Here is a 16,642-nt window from a genome sequence, read left to right as displayed (position 1 = left end):
GCCTCGGTTAACGGTCGGCGATAATCACGTCGATCCCTAAATGGTGCAGCGCCTGCAGGTAGTGCGCCGGAATACGGCTGTCGGTGACCAGGCGGTGGATCTGGCCGACTTCGCGGATCATGCAAAAGCTGGTGCGGCCGAATTTGCTGGCGTCGGCGATGGCGATCACTTCGCGCGCCACTTCACACATCACCCGGTTGAGCTGTGCTTCGCCCGGATCCGGCGTAGTGATGCCGCCCGCCAGATCGAAACCGTCGACGCCGAGAAACAGTTTGTCGAAGCGGTACTGGCGCAGCTGCTGTTCGGCGGCGGGGCCGTACAACGACCAGGCTTTGCGGCGTACGCTGCCGCCGACCACCATCAGATCGATCTGCTCGTTGTTGGCCAGTTCGAAGGCGATATTCAGCGCGTTGGTCATCACCACCAGATCCTTTTTCCCCGCCAGCTGCGGCGCCATCTGGCTGGTGGTGGAGCCGGAGTCGAGGATGACGGCGTCGCCGTCTTCGATCAGCGCCGCCGCCGCGCAGGCGATGGCGTGTTTCACGTCGCGGTTGATGCGGCCCTTGTCCTGCAGCGGGCGGTCGAAGGCGAACTGTTTGTTCAACATGGCGCCGCCGTAGGCGCGCACCGCACAGCCGTGCTGTTCCAGCTGACGCAGATCGCTGCGGATGGTGACGCTGGACACCGAAAACTGCTGACTGAGCTGCTCCACACGCACCGAGCCCTCGCGGCACAGCTGGTCGATAATTAATTCCCGGCGTTTTGCGGTATTGATCATTAACGCAGACTCCTGATTTACCTGTAGCCGTGCCCGTCCGCGGCTTAATAAGCCGCAGCGATGCCGACCGGAGCGCTTTCAGTTGTTCGTGGCGAATTACAGCAAACGAAACACTGAAATGCAATCGATTAATTTTAAAATATCTATATCTATCAGTTGGTTATATTTTATTTTGCTTTCGGTTGAGCACTAACCGAAAGCGGGGTTAACGCAAAGTGAAAACGGCAAATTCGTTATTTTTCAGTCGACAATTCTCGGCGGTTATTCATTCGCTCCGCCGATGACGAAAGCCGCAGCGATCGTTCGGCAGCCGCCGGGCTTTCACTGTTTTTTTTATGCTGCCGCGTGCAAAAGCGCCGCGCCGCGCACGCCGCTGCTGTCACCGTGCACCGGCGGGAACACCGCCGCGGGTTCCACGCCCGGCAGCAGCCAGCGCCGCATCGCCGGCGGCAGCAGCCGGTACAGCTCACCGACGTTCGACAGCCCGCCGCCAAGCACGAAGGCATCGACGTCCAACAGCAGCTGTAAGCCGGCCAGCGCGCTGGCCAGAATATCGACGTAGAGGGCCATCAGCTGCTGCGCGAGCGGATCACCGGCGCGGTAGCTGGCGACCAGCGACGGCACGTCGGCGGCCGGATGGGCAAAATGGCGGCTCAGCGCCAGCAGCCCGCTGCCGGAGACATAGCGTTCAAAGCAGCCGGTCAGCCCGCAGTTGCAGTTGAACAGCGGCAGATCGTAACGTTGCGCCAGCTGGGCCGATATCGGCATATGGCCCCATTCGCCCGCCACGCCGTTGCGCCCTTTGTGCAGTTGCCGGTTCACCACCAGGCCGCCGCCGGCGCCGGTGCCGATGATAGCGCCGAACACCAACGGCAGGTGCGCGGTTTGCGGCGTGCTGGCTTCCGACAGCGCGAAGCAGCGGCAGTCGTTCTCGATGGCGATAGGCCGCGCCAACGCCTGCGTCAGGTCATCCGCCAGGCAATGGCCGGTCAGGCAGGGCACGTTGACCGCTAACTGGCGGCGGCTGACGGGATCGGTGATCCCCGGTAAACCGATGCCGATGCTGCCGCGCGTATGCAGCTCGCGATCCGCCTGGTCAACCAGCCCGGCGATACAGGCCACGAACTCGCCGTAATCACCGGTTGGGGTGCGCACCCGTTGGATCATCACCTGATTGAGCCGGCGATCGTAGGCGGCCATTTCGATCTTGGTGCCGCCGATGTCGAAACCGTAATGCATCTCTCTCATCGCCATGCTTCAGGCTCCGTTCAGGGCGATCACCGCCGCTTCGCGGCGCGCGCGTTCGGCGGCGAACACCATCAGATGGCTCTCCAGCGCTTCCGTCGGGCCGGCCAGCACCTGGCTCGGATCGTTGGCGCGAATGGCCGCGATAAAGTGCTGCATCAGGTAGTAGTCGCCGCCGCCGTGCCCGGCCATGGCGTGCAGATCCTGGCCGGCGTCGGTGTCGTAATGCGTTTCGCCGTCGTCGAGGAACGAGGTGATGCGAATATGGCGGCCGTCGCCCTCCAGGCAGCCACGGCTACCGAAGATGCGGGTATGGCGATCTTCGTGGCGGGTAAAGGCCGTCATGGTGAACGACGCGGTGCGGCCGCCGGCGAACTGCATGTTGACCACCTGATGGTCGACCACATTATTGTCGCAGCGGTAGACGCAGCGGCCGTAAGGACCGTCGCGCAGCGCCGCCCGCAGCGTCGTCTGGTCGGGTTCCGGCGTCAGTACTCGCAGAAAACCAGGCGTGGCCTTGTGGTCGTCGCCCAGATAGATGCGCTTGGCGGAATAGGGGCAGGACGCCTCTACCGCGCAATCCAGGCAGTTGTCCGCCGCGCCGGCCGGTTGGTTTTCCCGGCGGAAATGGCGCAGGTTGCCGAAGGAGCTGACTTGCTCACAGGGTTGCTCCATCACGTAGCGGATCCAGTCGATATCGTGGCAGGATTTCTGCAGCAGCATAAAAGCGGCCTGTTGATCGTTGCGCCAGTTGCCGCGCACGAAGGAGTGCGCCTGGTGCCAGTAGCCGACCGGTTCCAAGTGCTGCAGGCTGACGATATCGCCGATCGCGCCGTCGCGCAGCAGCTGCTTGAGCTTTTGGGTATAGCGGGTATAGCGCAGCACGTGGCCGACCGAGAAGATCAGCTTTTGGCGCACCACCTCGGCGACGATGGCGCGGCACTCGTCGGCGTCCGGCGACAGCGGTTTTTCCAGCAGCATGGCGTAGCCCTGGCGGGCGAAGGCCAGCGCCGGCTCCAGATGCATCTGATCCTGGGTGCAGATCAGCACCGCGTCGGCCAGCTTGCCGGCGTCGGCGGCCAGGCTCCAGTCGGTGAAGACGTTTTCCGGCGCGATGGCATGCTGCGCCACGAACTGCTCGCGGTAGGCGTCGCGCGGTTCCGCTACCGCCACCACCTGCATCAAATCGGGATGCGCCAGCGCATAGCGCGAGTAGATCTCACCGCGCGCCCCGGCGCCGACCACCAGCACCCGCACCGGGCGATGGGCAAAGCTGTTGGGTTGTGTTGACGACATTGCTGGATACTCCGCTGTTGTTATTTGAGGTTTTGGCCGCTGAGCTCGTCGAACAAATGCGCGCGCGTCAGATCGAATGCCAGATGAATGTTTTCGCCGAGGCGCGGTTCCCAATCCGGCAGCGATGCCATGCGCAGCACGAAGCGTAGGTCGGCCAGTTCGCAGTGCAACAGCTCTTCGTTGCCCATGCGCTCGATAGTGACGATCTGCGCCGGGAAACAGTTGGCGCTGCCGGGCGTGCACAGCCGCAGGGACTCCGGCCGGATGCCGAGGCACACCCGCGCATGCGGGTAGTCCGCCAATTGCCGTTGCAGCGCGGGCGGCAGATCGAGCTGATGCTGCAGGCCGATGCGCAGCCGCACCGTTTGGCCGTCGCGCACAATCGCCAGATCGTGCAGGTTCATCGACGGGCTGCCGATAAACTCGGCGACGAAACGGTTGGCGGGGTGGTGATACAGGTTGATCGGTTTATCCACCTGCATGATGGCGCCGCGGTTCATCACGCAAATGCGGTCGCCCATGGTCATCGCTTCGACCTGATCGTGGGTGACGTACACCATGGTGGCAGCGGCGCCTTCCTGCTTCAGTTGATTGTGCAGTTCGATCAGCTGCACGCGCATCGACACTCGCAGCTTGGCGTCGAGGTTGGACAGCGGCTCGTCAAACAGAAACACCTTGGGTTTACGCACGATGGCGCGGCCGACTGCCACCCGCTGACACTGGCCGCCGGAGAGCTGGCCCGGCTTGCGCTGCAGCAGGTTGGTGATCTCCAGTTTTTCCGCCGCGTCGCGCACCCGGCGGTCGATCTCGGCCTTGCTTTCTTTGCCGATCAGGCCGAACGCCATGTTCTTGTACACCGTCATGTGCGGATACAGCGCATAGTTCTGGAACACCATGGCGATGCCGCGATCCTTCGGCATGCTGTCGTTGACGCAGCGATCGTGGATCAGGATCTGCCCCTCGCTGACGCTCTCCAGCCCGGCGATCATCCGTAGCAGGGTGGATTTGGCGCAGCCTGACGGGCCGACGAACACCATAAATTCCCCGTCCTCGATGTCCAAATCAACGCCGTGCAGCGCGTGGAAACCGTTGGGGTAGACTTTTTTAACGCTGTTTAACTGAATTCCGGCCATGTCGTTTACCTTGTCTGCGCGTTAGCCTTTCACCCCGGCGCTGGCGATGCCCTGGATGAAATAGCGTTGGAAAATAATGAACAGCATCAGCATCGGGATCACCGCCATCAGCGCCCCGGCCATCAGCAACGGATATTCCACCCCGGCGCGGCTGGAGAGCGAGGCCAGCCCAACCGGCAGCGTCAGCTTCTCGGTGGTGGTATTGACGATCAGCGGCCACATCAGGTTGTTCCAGCTCCACAGGCCGTTGATGATGATGCAGGCGATAATGCCCGGCCGGATCAGCGGCAGCATGATGCGCCAGAAGATGGCGAAGTAGCTGTAACCGTCGATCAAGGCCGCTTCTTCCATTTCCTTCGGCACCGCCAGAAAGAACTGGCGCAGTAGAAAGGTGGCGTAAACGCTGAAAATGCCCGGCAGCACCAACCCGGTGATGCTGTTGACCAACCCCAGCTTCTGCACCACCAGGAATTGCGGGATCAGAAACGCCTGACCAGGCACCATCAGGACTGATACGCACACCAGAAACACCGCATCCCGGCCGCGAAAATGCAGGCGTGAGAAGCCGTAGGCAGCCATGGTGGCGATCGCCATCTGCAAGGTGACGGTGAAGAAGGTCGCCAGCAGCGAGTTGAGATAAAAGCCGGCGAACGGGATTTCGTGCATCACCCGACCGTAGGCCTGCAGGCTGGGATGCGCCGGCAGCAGCGTCAGCGGGATCTGAATGCTCTCGGCCTGGGTTTTCAGCGAGGTCACCAGCATCCAGATAAAAGGCACCACCGAGGCCAGCGCCGCCAGCCCCATAAACAGGTACACCAGCGTTTTCTTGCTTGCGTTCATGTGCAGCTCCTCAGCTGACTTTCAGGCGCTTGCCGATCGCCATTTGAATCAGGGTGATCACCAGCGTGACGGCGAACAGCACCACGGTGATGGCGGAGGCATAACCTTTTTCCTGCAGGTAAAACGCGTACTTGTAGAACAGGTTGGTGACGGTCATCACGTCGTTCTCCACCAGTGCGCGGTCGAACATCAGGAACACCACGTCAAAGATTTGCAGGATCTCGATAAAGCTCATCACCGACACGAAGAACAGCGTCGGCACCATCATCGGCAGCGTGATGCAGAAGAAGCGGCGCAGGGTGCCGATACCGTCGAGATCCGCCGCTTCGTACAGCTGGCGCGGAATGCTTTGCAGCCCGGCCAGCAAAATGATGATCTTCAGCGCCAGCGACGACCAGATGATGATGATGGACACGCTGATGCGCACCACGTCCGGATCGGACAGCCAGGCGACCGGCGCGATGTGCAACAGGCTCAGCGCCTGGTTGATCAGGCCGAAATCCTTGTTGAACAGCCATTGCCACACCATGGCCACCGCCGCGGGCATGGTGACCGCCGGCAGGAACAGCAGGGTGCGCAGCAGGCCTTTGCCGCGGATATTCTGGTTGAGGCCAATCGCCAGCAGCAGCGACAGACTCAGGCTGATCGGCACGCAGACCACCACGTAAAACAGGGTGTTGGCGGCGGCGGTGTAAAAGTCGTCGTCTTCGAACAGGTTGAGATAGTTATCGACGCTGATGCTGCTCCAGCGCATGAATTGGTTGAGATCGGTAAAGCTGTAAAAGATGTTTTGCAAAAAGGGGATCAGGTAAAACACCGTCACCCCCATCAGCAGCGGCAGGATCATCACCCAGCCCCAGAAGCGTTCGGCACGTTCGAGCCGATTGAGCGCGGGGCGGGCGGTGCGCCGGGATGGTTTCAGGGTGACCGTAGCCGTTTCTGCCAGCGACATGTTGCCATTCCTCACCTATGACTTTCAGCAGGGTTCCACCGCAGCGCGCGCTCGGGGCAGCGCGCCGCGGCGGGGCGATTACTGCTCCATGACGCGCGCGATCTTCTTGACCGATTTGTCCATTTCCTGTTTGGCGTCCGCGCCCATAAAGATCTTCTTCAGGCTGGCGATCCACATGTTCTGCCATTTCGGCGTATTGGTGCCGGCGGTGGGATAAGCCTGGGTCACTTCCAGGGTCTGGATGTAAGGCGTGACGTCGACCTTTTGGATCTGCTGCGCCCAAACTTTGGCCGCCGTCTTGTTGGCCGGGATCACCACCTTGGCCAGCTCCGCCTGCGAGGCTTCGCTGCTCATGAAGGCGATATATTTCCAGGCGGCCTGTTTGTGGGCGCTTTTGGCCGACATGGCGAAGGCCAGGCTGTGTGCCACGCCGGACTGACGTTCAATTTTCGGCATCATCACCACGCCGATGTGATCGTTGATCAGCGGGTTATTGGCGAACGGCGCCGCCAGCCAGGAGCCGGCATAGACCATCGCGGCGCGGTTGGACTGGAAGATGTTCTCGGTTTTGACTTCGCTCATCTGCTGGGCGCTCGGCATCAGGCCGTCTTTCATCATGCCCTGCAGCTGCTGATAGACCCAGATGGACTTGTCATTGGCGATGTCGGTAGGCTGGCCGTCCTTGGGCACGATGTGATTGCCGTTTTGGAACAGCAGGTTCATGTAGCTGTCCTGGCCGTCGATGCTGAGGTCCATCACCAGCGGGAAGGCGGCGCCTTTCAACCCGTTTTTCAGGGCGGTGGCCTTGCTCTTCAGATCGTCCCAGCTCCAGTCGCTGGTGGGGTAGCTGACGCCGGCCTGATCGAACAGTTTTTTGTTGTACCACACGGCGATGGAATCGACGTCGCGCGGGATGGCCATCTGTTGATCGTCGTACTGGTAGGCTTTCACCGAGCTGGCGACCACGTCGTCCAGCTTAAGGCCGCTCTCCTTAATATAAGGCGCCAGCGGCTCCATAATGCCGTTTTTGGCGTACTGCACAAAATAAGGCATATTAATCCAGAATATATCCGGCGCTACGCCGCCGGCGGCAGCGGAATCTAATTTAACGAAATATTGCGCCGAAGGGGTTAATTCTATTTCTATTTTTATATCCGGGTTGGCCTGTTCAAATCGCTTGGCGATCTCCTGTTCGGCGGGTAATTGATTCCTGTCCCAAACGGCATGGCGTAATGTTATTTTATCTGCTGCATGGAGCAGGGTGGGTAATAATAATGCGCTGGCAAGAATGGAGTGCGCCAGCAGGCGGCCGGTATTTTTTATCGGTGACATTGCTTTCCCCTCGGTGAGCGACGAATAACGTTTTTCGCAACGTAAATTCTTTCTATCCCTTAACTTTCAATGTGTCAATACACCCCCGAACGCCCAAAAATGGGGCATGTATGTTTCATTGTTGTTAAAACCGAAAGGCTTTTACGCCTAAGCGAAAGGTCGATCTGTTCACATTTCATTAACCTTGTGGCGGGTTTTTTCCCCGGTAGTGCGGCATTTAGCGGTCTTCGCAGGCATAGGAATAACTGATAACCCTTGCACCACAATGGGGATTAAAAACATTTTTATTGTGCAAGCTCCAGCTTCTTTCATTTTTGTGATGCAAATAAACAAAAAAATCTTCCCGCCGCCGTCAGAAGAGAGGGCAGGAACGTTTTTTATTACTGGCTATTGTTTGTGGCGATAAAAGGCGCTAGCCTGATTTTTACACCGATTATTCATGAGAAATAAAGAGGGCTGATTATTATGCGCCTGTCTCTGGTATTTACCCATAGTCTGGAAAAAGTATTTCATCGCCGCAGCATGCCATCCATTTCCGTAGAAAATCGGCTGAGCGGGCTGAATAACGAGGTGCTTTCCTGGCAGGCGGTATACTGTTTGCAAACGCCCGGTAACGAGACCCGCCATGAGCTGTGTTATCAACTTGACGGGCCGCTGGCGGATTATATCAGCGTGCGTCAGGTGCGATCGGTGCCGAGCGGATTTCCCTGTTATCGCGAGAGCGATGAAAATTACCTGACCACCGAACCGGGATTATTTCCCGATCCGCTGATGCCGCTGCCGCAACGGCGTTTTTTCGCCGCCTGCGGTTATTACGGCAGCTTATGGCTCACCCTGACGCCGCCGGCCGCCATGACACTGGCCGGCGATGTCCCGTTGACCCTGCGCCTGCTGGATGCGCAAAGCGGCGAGACACTGGCCGAAGCCGCACTGACGCTGCACTTGGTGCCGGCGGCGTTGCCGCCGCAAACCCTGTTGCATACCGAGTGGCTGCACACCGACTGTCTGGCGGATTACTACCGTCTGGCGGTGTTCAGCCCGGCGTACTGGCGCGCGGTGCGCAACTTTGTGCGCTGTGCGGTGCAGGCCGGCGTCAATATGCTGCTGACGCCGCTGTTTACGCCGCCGCTGGATACCGCCGTCGGCGGTGAACGCACCACGGTGCAGCTGGTGAAAGTGACGCGTTCGGTGCAGGGGTACGGCTTCGATTTCAGCCGTCTGGCGCAATGGGTGGCGCTGGCACAGGAAGAGGGCATCGAGCATTTCGAGATCGCGCCGCTGTTTACCCAGTGGGGCGCGGCGCATGCGCCGAAGATAGTGGTAGAAGATCAGGGCGAGACGCTGCCGCTGTTCGGCTGGCACACCGATGCGCAGGGCGAAGCGTATCAGCGTTTCCTGCACGCGCTGCTGCCGGCGTTAACCGCCTGGTTTCGCGAACGGGGGCTGGAACGGCAGGTGTGGTTCCACATTTCCGATGAACCGACGCTGGACAACCTGGCGGCCTACCAGCGTGCCAGCGCCGCGCTGCGGCCGTTGCTGGGCGGTTTTCGCACCTTCGACGCGCTGTCGGATTTCGCGTTCTATCAGCAAGGCCTGGTGGAGACCCCAGTGGCGGCGACCGACCATATCGAACCCTTTATCGAACACCGGGTGCCCGGGCTGTGGGCCTATTATTGCTGCGTGCAGAAGACCGAGGTCGCCAATCGCTTCTTCGCTCAGCCTTCGGCGCGCAACCGCATATTGGGCGTGCAGCTGTATCTGTACCGCATCGCCGGCTTCCTGCACTGGGGATTCAACTTCTATAACAGCGCCCATTCGCGCGAGCGCATCAATCCGTACGCGGTGACCGACAGCGGCCACGCGTTTCCTTCCGGCGACCCGTTCGTGGTGTATCCGGGCGACGATCTGCAGCCGGTGGAGTCGCTGCGCCTGCGGGTGCTGCATCAGGGGCTGCAGGACATGCGCGCGCTGCAGCTGTTGGAGAGTTTGAGCGATCGGACGGCGGTGGAGGCGCTGATCGAACGCGAGCTTGGCATGCGCATCACCTTCAAGCGTTATCCGCATCAGGCGGGGCCGCTGCTGCGCCTGCGCGAAGCGGTGAACCGCCGCATCGAAGCGCTTCTGGCGCCAATGTGAAGGCAAACGGGGGCGAAAATGCGTCTTTCGCTCCCAAATCGCCATTACTTTGCTATACCTGATAGTCGATGGATTCATTTTATTGTCATGTAACTGACATGTCAGGGTCACGGCTCTGGCTTAAGTTTGCAGCGACTACGTCAGGAGATAACGCGATGTTCAGCCTGGATTCTTTGTTGCAAGATGCATTTCCACACCGCAATACCCCTGCCTGGCAGCGCAGCCTGCTAAGAACCTTACTCTTCGAAAAAGAATTCAAACAGTTCGCCGCCGACTATCCCCACCTGAAAGGATTGGATCTGATCGAGCAGGTGGTGGACTACTTCAACCTCAGCTGCGAGCTGGTGGACGGCGATCTGGAAAACATCCCGAGCCAGGGGCCGGTGGTGCTCGTGGCCAACCATCCGATCGGCTCGCTCGACGGCCTGGTGCTGCTGCGCGCCGTTGCGGCGGTGCGCCCGGATGTGAAGGTGGTGGCCAGCCAGCTGCTGACCTATATCGAACCGCTGCGCAACCTGTTCGTGCCGGTGGATAACGTCGCCTATAAAACCAGCCGCAAACAGATTGAAGGCATGCAGCAGCAGTTGGACAATCAGGGCGCGCTGATCCTGTTCCCGGCCGGCGAAGTGTCGCGCATGAGCCCGAAAGGCATCCGCGACGGCCACTGGCATACCGGTTTTCTGCGTCTGGCCGCCAAGGCGCGCGCGCCGATCGTGCCGATTCATATCAGTGCGCGCAACAGCAACCTGTTCTACTTTACTTCGCTGGTCTACCGGCCGCTGTCGACGCTGCTGCTGGTGCGCGAAATGTTCCAGCAGCGCGGCGGGCGCATCCGGATCCGCATCGGCGGCCGCGTGCCGTTCGCCAACTGGCACGACGGCCACACCAGCGCCAAGGATCTGGCGGAGCGCTTTCGCCGCCATGTGTACCGACTGGGCCAGGGCAAGCCGGGGTTGTTCGCCAGCGAATCGCCGATTGCGCTGCCGGAAGATCGTCTGGAGCTGAAAAAGGCGCTGGCGAACTGCGAACGGCTGGGGGTGACGCCAGACGGTAAAACCATCTATCTCTATCGCCGCCATGATGAAGCGCGCACGCCGATCCTGCGGGAGCTGGGGCGTCTGCGTGAGATCGCTTTCCGCGCGGTGGGGGAAGGTTCCGGCCGCCGTCGCGATCTGGACAGCTACGATGACGATTACTACCACCTGGTGCTGTGGGATGAGGAAGAGCTGGAGATCGTCGGCGCCTATCGCTTTATCCCCACCGCCGAACAAATCGCGCGCAAGGGGCTGGAAAGCATCTACAGCAACAGCCTGTTCCATTACGACCGAGATATGGAACCGATCCTGGCGCAGGGCATTGAACTGGGGCGCAGCTTCATCCAGCCGGCCTATTGGGGCAAGCGCGGGCTGGACTATTTGTGGCTGGGCATCGGCGCCTATCTGTCGAAATACCCGCAGTACCGCTATCTGTTCGGGCCGGTGTCTATCTCCGGTGGCATGCCGCTGGCGGCGCGCGACCTGCTGATCGCCTTTTATCGGCTCTATTTCTCGCCGGATCACGCCTTCGCCCAGTCGCGTCGCCCTTATCCGGCCTCGCTGCCGCAGGTGCTGGCGCAGTTTGCCGGAGATAACTACCAGGAAGATCTGGTGCGGCTGAAGAGCCTGCTCAGCAACATCGGCTGTTCGATCCCGACGCTGTACAAACAGTACACCGAACTGTGCGAGCCGGGCGGGGTGCAGTTTATCGACTTCGGCACCGATCCGGCCTTCAACAACTGCATTGACGGGCTGGTGCTGGTGGATACCTCGCGGCTCAAGCCGTCGCGTTATCAACGTTACATTGCGGTGCATCAGCCGCAGGAAGCCGAGACGGCATGATCGGCGTCTGACTCATGCCTTTTTGATCTAAGCACGACCTTGGGGCCGGCGACGGGATAGCGCTACGATAAACGTTTTGCTTTCCACCGCCGGAGCCTTGCATGCCTCACTCGTTTATCCCGTCGCTATTGTCCGCCGATGAGCCGCCCGCCGTCGCCATTGAAACCCCGCACGGCGGCGCGCCTTTTTTACTGCTGTGCGATCACGCCGGCAAGGCGATACCGCAATCTCTCGGCGATCTCGGTTTGCCGCCGGGGGAGATCGAGCGCCATATCGGCTGGGATATCGGCGCGCTGAGCGTGTCGCGCCACCTGAGCCGCCAGCTGGACGCTACGCTGATTCATCAGCGTTACTCACGTTTGGTGATCGACTGCAACCGGGCGCCCGGCATCGCCAGCTCGATCCCGCATTTGTCTGAACTGACGCCGATCCCCGGCAACATCGGCATCGACGCCGAGCACGCGCTGGCGCGTGAGCGCGAGGTGTTTCTGCCGTATCACCGCGCCATCGACGATCATCTGGGGCAGCGCCGGCTGCGCGAACTGCCGACGGCGGTCATCGCCATGCACAGCTTCACGCCGGTGTTCAAGGGCGAGTCGCGCCCCTGGCAGGTAGGGCTGCTGTTTAACCGCTACCCGGAATTCGCGCATCTGCTGGCCGAACTGCTGCGCGAAGAAGGGGATCTGCAGGTGGGCATAAACCAACCCTATGCCATGACGGACGCCACCGATTACACCTTGCCGGTGCATGCGGAGCGCCGCGGCTTGCCTTATGTCGGCATCGAAATTCGCCAGGATCTGATCGCCGATGAACAGGGGCAACAGGCATGGGCGAAACGTTTCGCGCGCCTGTTGCCGCAGGCCTGGCAACGCTGGCAAATTTGACTTTAGGAATATTCCCAGAGATGATAACCGTAAGGAATACGTAAGACGTCATTAGAAAAAAAGTCAGGAGAGACGTGTGGAGCACAGCGATAACGGACTGTTTATCAAACGGGAGCGTTTTGAAGTTCTGGCGATTCTGCGTGAAATTTGCAAACAACGCACGCCGCTGCGCGTAGAAAATCAGCAGCACCGGTTTCAAAGTCTGTTATTGAGCGTCGGGCCGGACAATATCGTGTTTAGCGGTGAGGAAGCGGAAAGCGCTATCGACGGCGCCTGCACCATCGTGATTGAAAGCAACGACGCCAAGATCGAGTTTTCCGTCGGCCAGGCGGAGCTGACCGAACATCAGGGCGTACAGGCCTGTTCGACCCGGCTGCCGCAGGAGCTGGTCTATATCCAGCGCCGCCGCCAATTCCGCATCACTACGCCGCACTGGCGCCAATTCTTCTGCACCGGCGAGTACCCGGACGGCACGCCTTATGAGCTGCGGATCCACGATCTCTCCGCCGGCGGCGTCGGTTTGCGTTTCGACGGCCCGCTGCCGGATTTCTTCCAGCCTGGCCTGCAGCTCAAAAAAGCGGAGCTGGATCTGGGCAGCTACGGCAGCTTCAAGGTCAACATGGAGCTGGTGGTGGTCAACGACGATCAGGAAACTGACGACAACGACCAGGTGGTACGCTTCTCGCGCCTGTCATGCCGCTTCCTCAAGCTGGGGCTGGCGATGGAGCGCAAAATCCAGAGCGCGGTATTCGCTTTCGAGCTGGATTTCAACAAGAAGAAAAAGCGCTGACCCTCTCTTCCGGCGCGCCGGGCGGTATCCAGCCCGCCTGGCGCGCCGCCACTCTCTTTCCCTTCAGGGAACGTAAATGATCTCGAAGCTTGATGTCAGATCGCTGTAGAATTTTTTGCCGCCGTCGACATAAATAACCTGCAAATCGTAGCGGTAGACCAGCTTTTTGTCCGGATGAAGGATCAGTTCCAATACGGAAATCTTTACGTTGACCGATTGCGAAGGGTGTTCTTTATCCAGCTCAATGGTCTGGTTGTCGATGCTGACCAGCATGCGTTTGATCGGCCGCGGCCCGGTGGGATCGTAGGCGCCGCTGTCGCTGCGAAACTCAACGGTTTTATTGATGTCGGCCGGGGCGGATTGCTTGATGAAATCCGGCAACCTGTTCTGGTATTTGGCGTCCAGCGCCAGCATCACCAGCAGATTGTCCGGATTGAAGCCGGTGAACTGCACGGACAGGTAGCCTTTGAGCAGCGGGCTTTGCGGTGATCGATCAAACAGAGCATCCCAGATCAGGCCGAACTGGCTGGCGGGCAGCGTAAATGAATCCACAATGCCGCTTTGCAGGTTGATCAGCGCGTTTTTCTCCTCCGTCTTGCCGTCCGGCAGGCTCAATAGCAGCGTTAGAGTATCGGCGTTGGCGAACGGCGCCAGTTTGCCGCCCGGCTCCATTTGCGTGAACTGGGCGGTGGCGTCGCTGATGCGCGCTTGATTGACTTTTGGTGACAGGAAATAGTCGAAGGTCACCTCTACATCGTTGAGTGAGGTCGCGTTCGGCGCCGCCGTAAACGAGATCGACAGCATCGGTTTGTCGTCCTCGGCGGCGTTGGTTGCCAACAGGAAGCTATCCGGCAGGTAGTAAAGATAGTTTTTTCGCACATAGTCCTGGTAATAGTTGTACCACACTTGCCCGAAGGCCAGCGGAGTCAGGATCAGTTGCAGACTCGGCGGCGGCGGCAGGATGCCCTGATAGATATAGGGGTAGTAGTTCTCGGCGAAGTAGAAGACTTTCGGCGAAGTGATGGTGTTGAGCAGCCCGTTATCGGTGACGATGGCGACCACCAGCGTGGTTTGCGAGTCATAATCCGACAGCGCGCGCAGCAGCGCGTCACGCTGTTCCAGACGATCCAGATCGAGTTGCGCGCGGTAGCGGGTTGGCGGCGCGTCCAGCAACACCTGTTCGAAAATCATTTCTTCGACCTTGCCGAACGTGCTGAAGGTCAGAACCACGTAAGGCACCTGTGCGACCGGGCGGCTGAGCGCGAAATCTACCATCATGTGCCAATGGGTGCCGTCGCTGCTGGTGGCGATGCGATAGCGCGTCTCTCCCGAGACGATTTCGGTGCAGACATCGGCCTGCAATTCGTCGGCCAGTGGCGCGGGCGCTGCGCGGTAACGCAGGCGGGGAGATTCGGCGTCGGGAAACTGTTCGCGCGCGTTGTCCAAAATGACTTTGTTCAGCGTCACCAGGTCATTGAGAAAGATATTCATAGCGTTCCTCTTGGTAAGAAAGGCGTGCCAGATGTCTGAACTGGTTCAGGCAGGCGGAAGTCCAAAGAAAATGACCGTCGTGGCGGCGATAGAGCGGGGTTTCCGCGTTGGCCGGCGGTACGCGCCAAACCGCCAACGCTTCGATCGCCGGCGACAGCTGCGGCACCCCTTGCCGCTGGGCGTACTCCAGGGCGGTCAGCCACTCATGCGGATGGGCATAGTAGGGCGTTAACGCATTGAGCCGATCGTAATCGCCGCCGCTCCAGCGCACCGCCTGATTGAGCATGCGAATAATGCGCGGGTAGGCCGGCGGAAGATTGCCGTGCCTGGCGTTGAGCATATGGATCAAAATCAGCGCGTTGGTATTGACGCAGCAGTCCAGCTGGGTGATATCGCCATCGTCTTTCATCCAGCTGTGAAAGGCATAACATTCCGCCCATTGGTGCTGCGTCGTCGTTAACCGCCGTTCGACGCGCTGTACCTGGTAGGCCTGCATGTGCGCCAGCGTTTGTCGCGCGTGCGCTAATGAGCGGCGTCCAAATCGGTACAGCAATTCGGTGATGATGGCGGTGTCGTCGATGTCAGCATCGATCCGCTGGCCCGCCATCCAACCGGGGTGCGCCGCAGCAGGCCAAAAGCTGAAATGATGGGGCCGCGTTTCGCACTCAAGCAGAAAATCGAGCGCCTTCTCGATATGCGGCGCGGTCTGGGCGGTGTAGTCCAGCGTGCGTAATACCTGAGCGGTGACAAACGCGTTTTCATCCCGGTGCCAACGGCCGTCCGGCGTTCTGACCTGCGCCGGAAAAGCGCCGCTGGCGGATTGCTGCGCGAGCAGATCCGTCAATCGCCACGGCGTGACGCCCGCAGGCGGGGGCAAGGTAGTGGGCACGGTCTCGAAATGGGTGTTTTGCGGGCTGAAAGTGCAGCTGATGCTTTCGTTGCCGAGCCGGTCGCTGGAGAAACCGACGACGTTATACTGCAGCGGGATCCGTTCGGCCACCGCCCGGTGCAGCAACGGCAGCGTTTGGTCGCCAGAGGCCAACAAGGCGCTGACGCCGTCGTAGACGCGGCGGTTATCGCCAAAGAAGCTGGCCGCCATGGTGAACAGCGTGACGTTTTCCAGGCGGCCGTTCGGCGCATACGCCAGGCTGAATCCGTAGGTGGTCGCGGGAAAGTCCCGCTGGGCAGAGGTTTGCCCCAGCGCGCGATCCAACAGCGGAAACAGCGCGCAGAATTCGTTTTCCCTGGAGAAAAGGCGCATGACGGTGCGGATATCGTCATGCGTTATCCGCGCGCTGTGCCACTGGTAATAGTATTCCTGCGGCGAGTCGGCTTGCTCCGGGTAATAACCGACCATCAGTAACGTCAGCCCCGCCGCGCGGCAGGCCTCGGCGGTTAGCGGCCCTTGCAAGCCGCCGGGGAGATCGGCTGCGCCGGCAGGGGTTTCGGAGTACACCTTGGTCTTAACCCCATCCGGCGTGTATTTGCGCCCCAGCCAGGAGCCGAAACGCAGCGGCTGGCCGTCGCGCTGTACGGTGGCCAGCCGCCGAGCGGGATCGGCGAGCGGCGCGGCGACGATCTCCTGACAGCGCTGCGCAAATGCCTCGGTGCCGCGCTGTTCCGCATAACGCGGCAAAAAAGGATCCAACGTGCAGGAAATCGCCCGCGGCCTGGCTGACGAGACGGTGAACTCCAGCGGGCTGCCGTTATAACCGAGCAGGCTGGAGGTAAACGCGGCGGATAAAAAACCGGACGCCATCTTCGCCTGGCCGAAGCGTGCGATGTCAGGGGCCAGCGTGGTTTCAAGGTAAGGGGCTTCCTTGCACAAAGCGCTGACCAGGGCGTTCCATGTCGCAGGTAACACGGCGTTGCGTTCGGCCATGGCGTT

General features: G+C 60.2%; 13 protein-coding genes. 4 read left to right on the top strand and 9 right to left on the bottom strand.

All coding sequences use genetic code 11. The annotated features are described in order from the left end of the window. Nucleotides 1-7 precede the first annotated feature (7 nt). The 7 genes from agaR to ATE40_RS09490 form a co-directional block, all read right to left on the bottom strand. Nucleotides 8-778: a transcriptional repressor AgaR gene (agaR, locus tag ATE40_RS09520; RefSeq protein ID WP_019452625.1), complete on the bottom strand. Its 771-nt coding sequence runs from the start codon at nt 776-778 to the stop codon at nt 8-10. A gap of 333 nt (nt 779-1,111) precedes the next feature. Further along, complete coding sequence (locus ATE40_RS09515) at nt 1,112-2,017, bottom strand: ROK family protein (RefSeq protein WP_063919545.1); 906 nt, start codon at nt 2,015-2,017, stop codon at nt 1,112-1,114. Nucleotides 2,018-2,035: 18 nt separating this feature from the next. Further along, complete coding sequence (locus ATE40_RS09510; protein WP_063919544.1) at nt 2,036-3,319, bottom strand: Gfo/Idh/MocA family protein; 1,284 nt, start codon at nt 3,317-3,319, stop codon at nt 2,036-2,038. A 20-nt stretch (nt 3,320-3,339) separates the two neighbouring features. Then, the gene (locus tag ATE40_RS09505) at nt 3,340-4,452 is read right to left on the bottom strand and encodes an ABC transporter ATP-binding protein (protein WP_019452622.1); all 1,113 of its coding nucleotides are present in this window, start codon (nt 4,450-4,452) and stop codon (nt 3,340-3,342) included. Nucleotides 4,453-4,473: 21 nt separating this feature from the next. After that, entirely contained in the window at nt 4,474-5,292 is an 819-nt protein-coding gene (locus ATE40_RS09500; RefSeq protein ID WP_019452621.1) for a carbohydrate ABC transporter permease, read from the bottom strand. Between the two features lie 10 nt (nt 5,293-5,302). Then, on the bottom strand, nt 5,303-6,244 hold the full coding sequence (locus tag ATE40_RS09495) for a carbohydrate ABC transporter permease (RefSeq protein ID WP_019452620.1): 942 nt from the start codon (nt 6,242-6,244) through the stop codon (nt 5,303-5,305). Nucleotides 6,245-6,322: 78 nt separating this feature from the next. Next, a complete protein-coding gene (locus tag ATE40_RS09490) occupies nt 6,323-7,576 on the bottom strand; it encodes an ABC transporter substrate-binding protein (protein WP_063919543.1) in 1,254 nt (417 codons plus the stop codon). Nucleotides 7,577-8,041: 465 nt separating this feature from the next. On the opposite strand from ATE40_RS09490, the gene ATE40_RS09485 reads away from it, so the two are divergent. The 4 genes from ATE40_RS09485 (at nt 8,042) to ATE40_RS09470 (ending at nt 13,263) form a co-directional block, all read left to right on the top strand. Next, nucleotides 8,042-9,712 (top strand): DUF4091 domain-containing protein, encoded by a 1,671-nt coding sequence (locus ATE40_RS09485; RefSeq protein WP_063919542.1) that lies wholly within the window; start codon nt 8,042-8,044, stop codon nt 9,710-9,712. Between the two features lie 155 nt (nt 9,713-9,867). After that, nucleotides 9,868-11,589 (top strand): bifunctional ornithine lipid synthase OlsF, encoded by a 1,722-nt coding sequence (olsF, locus tag ATE40_RS09480; protein WP_019452617.1) that lies wholly within the window; start codon nt 9,868-9,870, stop codon nt 11,587-11,589. Between the two features lie 101 nt (nt 11,590-11,690). Continuing rightward, nucleotides 11,691-12,473: an N-formylglutamate amidohydrolase gene (locus ATE40_RS09475; RefSeq protein ID WP_063919541.1), complete on the top strand. Its 783-nt coding sequence runs from the start codon at nt 11,691-11,693 to the stop codon at nt 12,471-12,473. Nucleotides 12,474-12,549: 76 nt separating this feature from the next. Further along, nucleotides 12,550-13,263 (top strand): flagellar brake protein, encoded by a 714-nt coding sequence (locus tag ATE40_RS09470; RefSeq protein WP_019452615.1) that lies wholly within the window; start codon nt 12,550-12,552, stop codon nt 13,261-13,263. Nucleotides 13,264-13,326: 63 nt separating this feature from the next. Here the strand turns inward: ATE40_RS09470 and ATE40_RS09465 are convergent, their stop codons facing one another. Continuing rightward, the gene (locus ATE40_RS09465; RefSeq protein WP_063919540.1) at nt 13,327-14,754 is read right to left on the bottom strand and encodes a hypothetical protein; all 1,428 of its coding nucleotides are present in this window, start codon (nt 14,752-14,754) and stop codon (nt 13,327-13,329) included. Next, nucleotides 14,735-16,636 (bottom strand): hypothetical protein, encoded by a 1,902-nt coding sequence (locus ATE40_RS09460; protein WP_063919539.1) that lies wholly within the window; start codon nt 16,634-16,636, stop codon nt 14,735-14,737. The genes ATE40_RS09465 and ATE40_RS09460 overlap by 20 nt, the downstream gene beginning before the upstream one ends. Nucleotides 16,637-16,642 lie beyond the last annotated feature (6 nt).

The sequence above is a fragment of the Serratia surfactantfaciens genome (assembly GCF_001642805.2).
Taxonomy (GTDB): domain Bacteria; phylum Pseudomonadota; class Gammaproteobacteria; order Enterobacterales; family Enterobacteriaceae; genus Serratia; species Serratia surfactantfaciens.
The sequence above is the reverse complement of the archived record's forward strand: the minus strand, read 5'-3'. Positions and strand labels throughout refer to the sequence as shown.